Origin of the sequence: Texcoconibacillus texcoconensis (genome assembly GCF_014202575.1) — a bacterium.
GTDB lineage: Bacteria > Bacillota > Bacilli > Bacillales > Salisediminibacteriaceae > Texcoconibacillus > Texcoconibacillus texcoconensis.
On sequence record NZ_JACHHB010000032.1, the window covers coordinates 1,498 to 3,060 of the forward strand.

The 1,563-nt window shown below is 53.1% G+C and carries 1 rRNA gene (only partly in view); it reads right to left on the minus strand.

Features of this window, described 5'->3' with window-relative positions:
- A 23S ribosomal RNA gene (locus HNQ41_RS16455) occupies nucleotides 1-1,536 on the minus strand (it extends 1,475 nt beyond the left edge of the window).
- Between the last annotated feature and the right edge of the window lie 27 nt (nucleotides 1,537-1,563).

A 1,563-nucleotide genomic window follows, 5' to 3' on the forward strand; every position in this document is an offset into this window, starting at 1 on the left:
TCGTTATCAGCCTAACAGTTTAGACGCGCATGTCCAATAGCGCGCTCACCCTACCTTACTGCGTCACCCCTTCACTCAAATGGAAAGGAGGTGGTACAGGAATTTCAACCTGTTGTCCATCGCCTACGCCTTTCGGCCTCGGCTTAGGTCCCGACTAACCCTGAGCGGACGAGCCTTCCTCAGGAAACCTTAGGCTTTCGACGGAGGGGATTCTCACCCCTCTTTTCGCTACTCATACCGGCATTCTCACTTCCAAGCGCTCCATCCGTCCTCTCGGTCGAACTTCAACGCCCTTGGAACGCTCCCCTACCACGGTCCGTTGGACCGCCCATAGCTTCGGTGATACGTTTAGCCCCGGTACATTTTCGGCGCAGAGTCACTCGACCAGTGAGCTATTACGCACTCTTTCAATGATGGCTGCTTCTAAGCCAACATCCTGGTTGTCTAAGCAACTCCACATCCTTCTCCACTTAACGTATACTTTGGGACCTTAGCTGATGGTCTGGGCTGTTTCCCTCTCGACTACGGATCTTAGCACTCGCAGTCTGACTCCCGATGAACAAGTCGTTGGCATTCGGAGTTTGACTGAATTCGGTAATCCGATGGGGACCCCTCGTCCAATCAGTGCTCTACCTCCAAGACTCTTACATCGAGGCTAGCCCTAAAGCTATTTCGGGGAGAACCAGCTATCTCCGAGTTCGATTGGCATTTCACCTCTACCCACACCTCATCCCCGCAATTTTCAACTTGCGTGGGTTCGGGCCTCCATCCAGTGTTACCTGGACTTCACCCTGGACATGGGTAGGTCACCCGGTTTCGGGTCGACGACGGCGTACTTATTCGCCCTATTCAGACTCGCTTTCGCTGCGGCTCCGCCTCTTCAGCTTAACCTTGCACGACATCGTCACTCGCCGGTTCATTCTACAAAAGGCACGCTGTCACCCATTAACGGGCTCCAACTACTTGTAGGCACACGGTTTCAGGTTCTATTTCACTCCCCTCCCGGGGTGCTTTTCACCTTTCCCTCACGGTACTGGTTCACTATCGGTCACTAGGGAGTATTTAGCCTTGGGAGATGGTCCTCCCAGATTCCGACGGGGTTTCTCGTGTCCCGCCGTACTCAGGATCCACTCCGGAGGAAACGGCATTTCGACTACAGGGCTATTACCTTGTCTCGCGGACCTTTCCAAGTCGCTTCGTCTACGCCGTTTCTTTCTAACTCCGTAGGAGTGTCCTACAACCCCGAAAGGCAAGCCTTTCGGTTTGGGCTGTTTCCGTTTCGCTCGCCGCTACTCAGGAAATCGCATTTGCTTTCTCTTCCTCTGGGTACTGAGATGTTTCAGTTCCCCAGGTTTGCCTTTTATCTCCTATGGATTCAGAGATAAATACTACCTCATTACAGGCAGTGGGTTTCCCCATTCGGAAATCCCCGGGTCAAAGCTTACTTACAGCTCGCCGAGGCATATCGGTGTTCGTCCCGTCCTTCTTCGGCTCCTAGTGCCAAGGCATCCACCGTGCGCCCTTTCTAGCTTAACCTATAGTTAGTCACATTTGGCGATGATC